This window comes from Lutispora sp., from assembly GCF_041687175.1.
Classification (GTDB): domain Bacteria; phylum Bacillota; class Clostridia; order Lutisporales; family Lutisporaceae; genus Lutispora.
Genome location: NZ_JAWLCK010000125.1, coordinates 1 through 7,184, shown reverse-complemented (window position 1 = coordinate 7,184; position 7,184 = coordinate 1). Strand labels below are relative to the sequence as shown.

The following is a 7,184-nucleotide window of genomic DNA, read 5'->3' as shown; positions in this document are numbered from 1 at the left end:
TCTTTCTGGGTTAACCCTTAGTGAATATATAAAAAACAGAAAATTGTCTGAGGCAAATAAGGATTTATTGAATGGAGAGAGAGTAACGGATGTTGCTTTCAAATATGGTTATCAATCAGTGGACGGATTTACCCGTGCATTTAAAAAGTGGTGCGGTTTTTTACCTTCAGATGTAATAAAGAAAGGCAAAAGTAAATCCTTTCCCAAGCTTTCATTCGTAATAACCGTAAAAGGAGGAATTTCTATGGAATATAGAATTGAAGACAAGCCAGCTTTTAATTTAGTCGGTGTAAGTAAACGAGTTCCCATGCAGTTTGAAGGTGTGAATAATGAAATTGTAAAGCTTGCGTATAGTATAACAGAGGAACAACGAAAGGAAATGCATTCTCTTCAAAATATGGAGCCTTATGAAATTGTCAATGCTTCTTATGATTCTGACACTAACTTCCTAAAAGAAGAAGGGTATTTAACTCACTTAATAGGGGTTTTAACTACTGAAGATAAGGTAAGCCATCTATTGGATAAAGTTCCTGTTCAAGCATGTACATGGGCAGTATTTCCCAATGAAGGACCCTTCCCTTCTACATTGCAACAAACAATGGCCAGAATATATTCAGAGTGGCTTCCTTCTTCAAATTACGAAGTAATTAATGCTCCTTCATTTTCTTTTACTAAAATGGATCAACACAAAAAAGATTATGCTTATAGTGAAGTGTGGGTTCCTGTTCGTAAAAAGTAAAAATAATGATAAATATTGCAAAACACCTGCTGAGGGTAATCCCTCAGCAGGCTGATTATTCTTTTTCAATATTTCAAAGTATCTTATTATAAAAGAATTGTTTCTTTGAATTTTAATAATTAAACATCACAGGTTTATAATCATCAGGCAATTCTTCTTCGCATAGAAATTTAAAATTGTCGTCATTTAGTATTGGTATGAATACTTCATATGGAATCTGTGAAAATTCACAAGCATAATCACTGGCTCCAAACCACTTGCCTTCTTTGCTGCTCAAATTTAAGTCTCTAGCAAATTTTGTATAGTTTGAACAATCATGAACTGCTAAATCCCAGTTTTCTTCATCAGCTATTTTCATGAACTTCAGAGTCAGCTCCCTGCTCCAAATTGGCGATATATAGCCATGCCTGGAAATATACATGTTTTCCCCATAATAATTGAATATGTTATTCTCATTTAAATGTAATTCAGCACAATTAATAAAATCGAGTTTTGTCTCCAAGATATCCTCCTTCTTTTCAAAAAATGTTTCGAAAAACTCAGGAGTCATTGGAGTTTCAATTCCTACACTTTTAATATATTTTTTTGCTATTCCCATATTTTTAATGACTTTATCTGAACAATTGGAAGCTCCCAAATTGAAGCGTATCTCATCTAAACCGGCTTCACCTAATTCTTTCAATGTCTCCTCTGTAGCCAAGATACCATTTGTGTACAAATGTTGATGTATATTAGCTGCACTAAATTTCTTAATAACCGGGTAGTATTTTTCAATCTCCATAAATGGCTCTAAATAAACATAGGAGATTCCAGTAGGTTTTTTGTGGATGGAAAGGAGTAAATCAATATCCTTCTCATAATATTTAGTACCACCAATTTCCCACATACCTTCTCCTACTGGAGGAATGTATTCAAATTCTCCATAGTTATAACAGAATTTGCACTCTAAGTTACATTTGTTAGTTTTTCTAATTGCGCTCAAGCCGGTGCCCAAAAGACATGAACGACATCCTTTTGGAAACTTGTCTTCATTCCCCACAAAAAAAGTTCTATTCTCCAAGGTTTTTAAACCTTTAATTTCCTCCATTAATCTATCATTTCTATTATCAATGGCTGCCTCAATTTGTGCAAAGGTAGAGTATATGATTTCCATGTGTTTTACGCTAATTTCCTTATTCTTAGGCAATTGTGAAAAATAATCAAACCACAACAATGCATCTTTCTTTGAAATTTTCATGTTTTGTCCCCCTAATTAAGTTTCCTTTGTAAAGTCTAGCTGCCAGGGCCTTACTTTTCATTTTTTCTTTCAGTTCTTGCGGCTATAGCTATATTATTTAAGTTAAAATTGTTAATTCTAAAATATATGCGATCAATCCAGCGAGAAAACAAAATGGTATACTAAATATTAGTTTCTTAACTGTAAATTTAACCCCGAAAAATCCTGTCTCATAAGGAAATTTACTTAAGCCCAGCAGGACCCATCCAGTAATAATTGATATTATAGTTCCCAGTCCTGCGCCTGAAGCCATTATAGAAGCTACAATTGGGTAAAAGGCATATGGCCCCATTGCAAGTAGCATTCCTCCAAAAGTTCCTAATACTATACCCTTTAATCCTGCCTCTCTAGACAACCAGTTTTGAACAAATTCCCTTGGTATTAAAACTTCAATAATGCCAGCTAATATAAATGCACCTAGTATTATTGGTGCTGTTTGTAAGAATTGTGTTAAGCCTAATTTTAATCCTTCATATTGTTTACCTGTTTTCTTTGAATTTATAACAATAAGTATAATTGCTGCTATACTAAGAATTATAGTTGTCTGAGTCATCATTTTCACCTGCCTTTAAAGTAGGATTTATAGATACAGTACTACCATATAATCTTAGTGCCAATAATCCTACAATTATCGGTATAGGAAAAGTTATTAAATGCCTGATTAAAGCTATTTCAGGGCTCACTAGACTGGCTTCCATCGGTAAGCGTGAAAGATCATAAACTTGTTTCCCAAATATAAAAGTAATCAATATATAAAAAGGTAATTTCTTTTCTCTAAAGCTCAAAACGAAAGGATAATAAATATATGGGCCTCCTGGAAAAAGTCCTCCAGCAATAGCGCTTACGATTATTGCTTTTATGCCACTAAATTTCTGTAGCCATTTTTCTATTGCATCTTTAGAAAGCAATACATTTAACTGCCCTATAATGATGAATGAAGCTACAAGCATTAGAAATGATTTATACATAGTAACAATAGAAATATTAAGTCCTTCTAAAATAATAGCACTACCGCCAACAAAGTATGCTATTATAATTAAAATAGCTAATGATCCATAAATAACAATCAATGATTGCTTCATATTACACACCCCCTTGAGTATTATTGCCATTCTGCTCCTATTCTTATTTGAAAAATCCTACTCAGAAGATGAAAAGGAACCATTAAAAATAAATCTATTTAATATTATACTTTAAATATTGATACAAGTTCTAATAATCTTTCTGCACTTTTATTAACATCATTGGTTTTTTCCAATACTTCGTTTGTTCTTTTGACTACAGCAGCAGCTTCATTTGCTAAATCTGCAGTTTCTGACGCACCCTCTTCTGATGCAACTGCAACATCATTAATAGCTTTTACCATGCTCTGTACAGAAGCATATAGTCGCTCTGTAGTGTCTCTTAGATTTACAACCATATCGTTGATCAACTTAGCATCATTACTATATTGTTCACCTGTTACAACCAGCATATCATAGTCCTTTACAACCTTATTTTCCAAAAACTCTAAAACCTCTTCAGCGCTTACAGAAAGGGATTGAACCGACTCTACCACCAGCCTTGTTACATTCTGAATCTCATTGGCGGTTTGTTTTGAATCCTCAGCCAGGTTTCTAATTTCTCCCGCAACAACAGCAAAGCCTGCTCCTGCACTTCCTGCTTGGGTAGCTTCAATTGCTGCATTTAAAGCAAGCATATTTGTCTGAGAAGATATTTTTAAAATTGTATCAGATAAGATCTTTATTTTTTCTACGGCTTTTGACTGCTCTATAGCCTCTCTCAGTTTTACTGCAACATCCGCCCCAATTTCCTGTGCCCTTTTTTGAGAATCAAATGCAGTAATTTTGAGATTCTCAGCCTTCTTCCTTACATCATCTACGGATTCGGCACCATCTTGAGTTTTATTTGCAATGGAATCAATTGCCCCCTCAATTTCACTAGAAGCGGCATTCATTTCTTCGGCCATAGCAGAATTTTCATCCATTTTTAAGGACAGCTTATGTATGATACTAGACATAAAGTCTATCTCAGAAGTGAGCGCAGACATATTTCCATTAACATTTTCAATTGCCTTTCCAACGATATGAGCTTCTTCAATAACATTACGAATTATCTTTGAAACCTTTATATTTATATTATTAAATCCTCTAGCCAAACCACCTATTTCATCACGCCTTCTTGTATATTTTTCTTCCATGGCTCTAGAAAAATCTCCACATGACATTATGTTGCATTCATTTGACAGGTGGGTTATAGGCTTGGAAATGCTTTTTCCGATAAAATAGGCAATCACAAACCCTGCAAGAAGAAATATTAAAGATATAATTAAAAAAGTTCGCTTCAATTCTGATAATCCCGATAGCATTTCCTCCTTGTCAACTGAAACGGCAATGGACCAACCATAACCCTTAATCGGTGCATATCCTGAAACTTTTGTAATCCCATTGTATTCATACTCACCAAAATCCGTATTTCCTTCCATCATTTGTTGCTGTACATCAGCAAACCCTTCAAAGCCCAGCTCACTGCTTATATTTTCTTCTGTATCATCCACATCTCCTTTAGCGGAAGCAGAAGAAACCGTATCAGCTGTTTGGGAAGTAATGGTTGCAGAAGATATTGCATCGGCTGTATTAATGCTAACAGAGGCAGAAGAACCCGAATCAGTTTTCATGGCAGTTGTTACTATTTGCAGCAGAAGATTTTTATCAGCATGAGCAATAGTTCGCCCTTGTCTATTTATAATAAAAGCCTCTCCAGTCTCCCCAAATTTAACTCTCCCGGCAAAATCGCTCAACTCCAAACCATCTCTTATAGCCATTAACACTCCTGCTATTTCGCCATCTATTATTACAGGGACAGCATATATCATAATGATATCTGAACCATCATTATCCAGCATAGGGTCCGAGACAACTTCTTTTCCAGATAGGGCATTCTCAAAGAAAGGATTGCTTCTCATATCTGCAACTATACCGTTGTCATATAAGGCCTTTCCATTTTTGTCAACCAATATCATTTGTTTATGTCCTGATCTTCTTACTTCATCAGATATAATAGCCCTTACTGCAGAATCGTCAGCATCAGGTCTGTTTAATATATTCATATAGTCTAATGATGCAATAATATTCAGTTTGTTAAGCTGGTTTTGTATTCCATCTTCTATGGTTACTGATGCCTCTGTGGCAACTTTCGGCATAGTTTCTTTCAAAACATCTACTAATGAATTATAGGATGTTATATATGCTACCAATCCCAAACCAAAACATACAAAAAAGACCAGCAATCCTAATAATGCAATTATTTTTGTGCTTATTTTTTTCATATCATCATCCTACCCCAGCTTTAAAATATAACTAAGTATTTTGTCGATATAAATTGAATTATATCAAAATCTGGGTTGATTATCAATAATTCCTTTTAATCCATAATGTTTATTATTAACTTCAGGCAGGAAGATGATTGAAAGAATTATAATAAGCATGCAATTTCACTTTCCCAATGTGCTGTAAATATAACTACAGCCTTAGGGGCCAGTTTTTTCCCTAAGTCCTTAAGAAAATCAGTATATTTATGTTTTTCTACTATAAGTGTTAGTCCGCAGTGACATATAAATATTGAAGAAATCATTGCTTCACATCCTTTTGTTTCTTATATTATTCGATATAACAAAAAGCCTATGTAAATACATAGACTTCCTATATGTATATATGCTTATTTTTCGTGAACTTTTACTCATCTTTTAGCTTATCATGGGTTCCATCACAATATGGTGGATTGCCAGTATGTTTACAGGCACATAGATAAGCTGTTTCATCCTTTTCAGCAGTAAATGCCATAGGTGTAAAGGAAGTGCCTTCATGTGCACCATTACAAAATGGTTGTTTATCACTTTTTCCACATGTGCAGTAATAATAAGTTTCACCTTTTTTGAGTTCAACAGCTATAGGTGACTTTTGCGCTACTACAGGTTTATCCATATTATCTCTCCTCGTTAATGTGATTTCATTTTATTTTATACATAAAAACATACTTTATTCACTTGAGATGTGTTTTGATTGCATGATGGACGTAAACTAAAGCTTACCTTACATTTTAATCGCATTTCCATTTACCATCATCAAAAGAACATGAAGCGCTTGTACCATTGGTTTCAAAAGTTTGTAATTTATTTAATGGAATCCCTTCATCTTTTGAGATCCTGACCAATAGTTTTTCGATCTCCTCTTGTGACCTAACACCAGCAATAGCATACTTTTGATTAATAACTAGGGTTGGTACACTATTAACACCATAGGCCTGCTGCTTTTGCAGCTATCAATCCAGGTTTTGAAATAGGGAAATTGAAATCTGTTTGGTGCATTCCTTCAATATTGAAACGGTGCTCATCATCATTTTCATTTGCATGAGCCCAATGACCTAATACTTCTGGTTTAACAGCTTCCCGTGAGCCAAAGCTACGAATAAAGTCTTCGGCTTCCCATCCTAAGGCGAATGAGCGATGATTGAGCTTAATATTGTTATATTTTTTACTATCCGACGCATTCTTGCAGACATTGGGAAACAAAAACTACAGATAACATCATGAAAAAATTCTATTTTAATCATGGGCATATCCTCCTTATTTCGGATACAGTAATAATACCCTATTCGTTAAAGTAATATTCATCTAATGCCCCCTCAAGGTTTCAGTGATTTTTATAGGATTACCATATTGCAGCTGTCCTGATTTTAGCTTCATATTTTATTATGTTTGTATGCCATTTAAAAATAGAGGAATAGCTGCGTGCTATTCCTCTATTTCGTATACGTCTTTTTCCCATGCCTTCTTCATCACAGGATTACGTTTTATATATTCATCATTCTCTAAATCTTCTCTACAGGTACCCAAATTTCACAATAATAATCATCTGGGTTCTCTGTGGGTGGGGTATACATTTCGATGTTATAGTTTCCTGCAAGCTTATACTCCTTACAACTGGGTAACCATTCACTCCAGATTTTTGTGTTAACATCCTGCAATGATTTCGGCAATGCACCTCTACATGTAAATACTGCCCATGTTCCAGCAGGAATTACTCTAGTTTCATAACCATCAGGAATCTCATTCCACGGTAAATAGTTGTCTGCAATCAGATAATCAAATTTTTTCCCGTCACTATCCAT

The 7,184-nt window shown here is 34.5% G+C and carries 8 protein-coding genes and 1 pseudogene; 1 reads left to right on the top strand and 8 read right to left on the bottom strand.

Translation table 11 applies throughout. The features are described from left to right. Positions 1-739, top strand: a 739-nt coding sequence (locus tag ACESM9_RS13275; RefSeq protein ID WP_372999571.1) for a GyrI-like domain-containing protein, incomplete at its 5' end; no start/stop codon positions are given. Positions 740-851: 112 nt separating this feature from the next. On the opposite strand, the gene ACESM9_RS13270 is transcribed toward ACESM9_RS13275, so the two are convergent. The 8 genes and pseudogenes from ACESM9_RS13270 to ACESM9_RS13235 all read right to left on the bottom strand — a co-directional run. Continuing rightward, positions 852-1,976, bottom strand: a complete 1,125-nt coding sequence (locus ACESM9_RS13270) for a radical SAM protein (protein WP_372999569.1) — start codon at positions 1,974-1,976, stop codon at positions 852-854. 97 nt (positions 1,977-2,073) lie between these two features. Continuing rightward, positions 2,074-2,568, bottom strand: coding sequence for a hypothetical protein (locus tag ACESM9_RS13265; protein WP_372999566.1), 495 nt, complete (start codon positions 2,566-2,568; stop codon positions 2,074-2,076). Further along, positions 2,543-3,097, bottom strand: coding sequence for a hypothetical protein (locus ACESM9_RS13260; protein WP_372999563.1), 555 nt, complete (start codon positions 3,095-3,097; stop codon positions 2,543-2,545). The genes ACESM9_RS13265 and ACESM9_RS13260 overlap by 26 nt, the downstream gene beginning before the upstream one ends. A 104-nt stretch (positions 3,098-3,201) precedes the next feature. Continuing rightward, a complete protein-coding gene (locus ACESM9_RS13255) occupies positions 3,202-5,343 on the bottom strand; it encodes a methyl-accepting chemotaxis protein (protein WP_372999560.1) in 2,142 nt (713 codons plus the stop codon). Positions 5,344-5,489: 146 nt separating this feature from the next. Beyond that, positions 5,490-5,648, bottom strand: coding sequence for a hypothetical protein (locus tag ACESM9_RS13250; protein WP_372999557.1), 159 nt, complete (start codon positions 5,646-5,648; stop codon positions 5,490-5,492). Positions 5,649-5,749: 101 nt separating this feature from the next. Beyond that, positions 5,750-5,998 (bottom strand): CDGSH iron-sulfur domain-containing protein, encoded by a 249-nt coding sequence (locus ACESM9_RS13245; RefSeq protein WP_372999554.1) that lies wholly within the window; start codon positions 5,996-5,998, stop codon positions 5,750-5,752. Positions 5,999-6,113: 115 nt separating this feature from the next. Then, positions 6,114-6,623, bottom strand: a pseudogene (locus ACESM9_RS13240) (DsbA family protein). Between the two features lie 261 nt (positions 6,624-6,884). Continuing rightward, on the bottom strand, positions 6,885-7,184 hold a 300-nt coding region (locus ACESM9_RS13235), incomplete at its 5' end, for a GyrI-like domain-containing protein (RefSeq protein ID WP_372999550.1).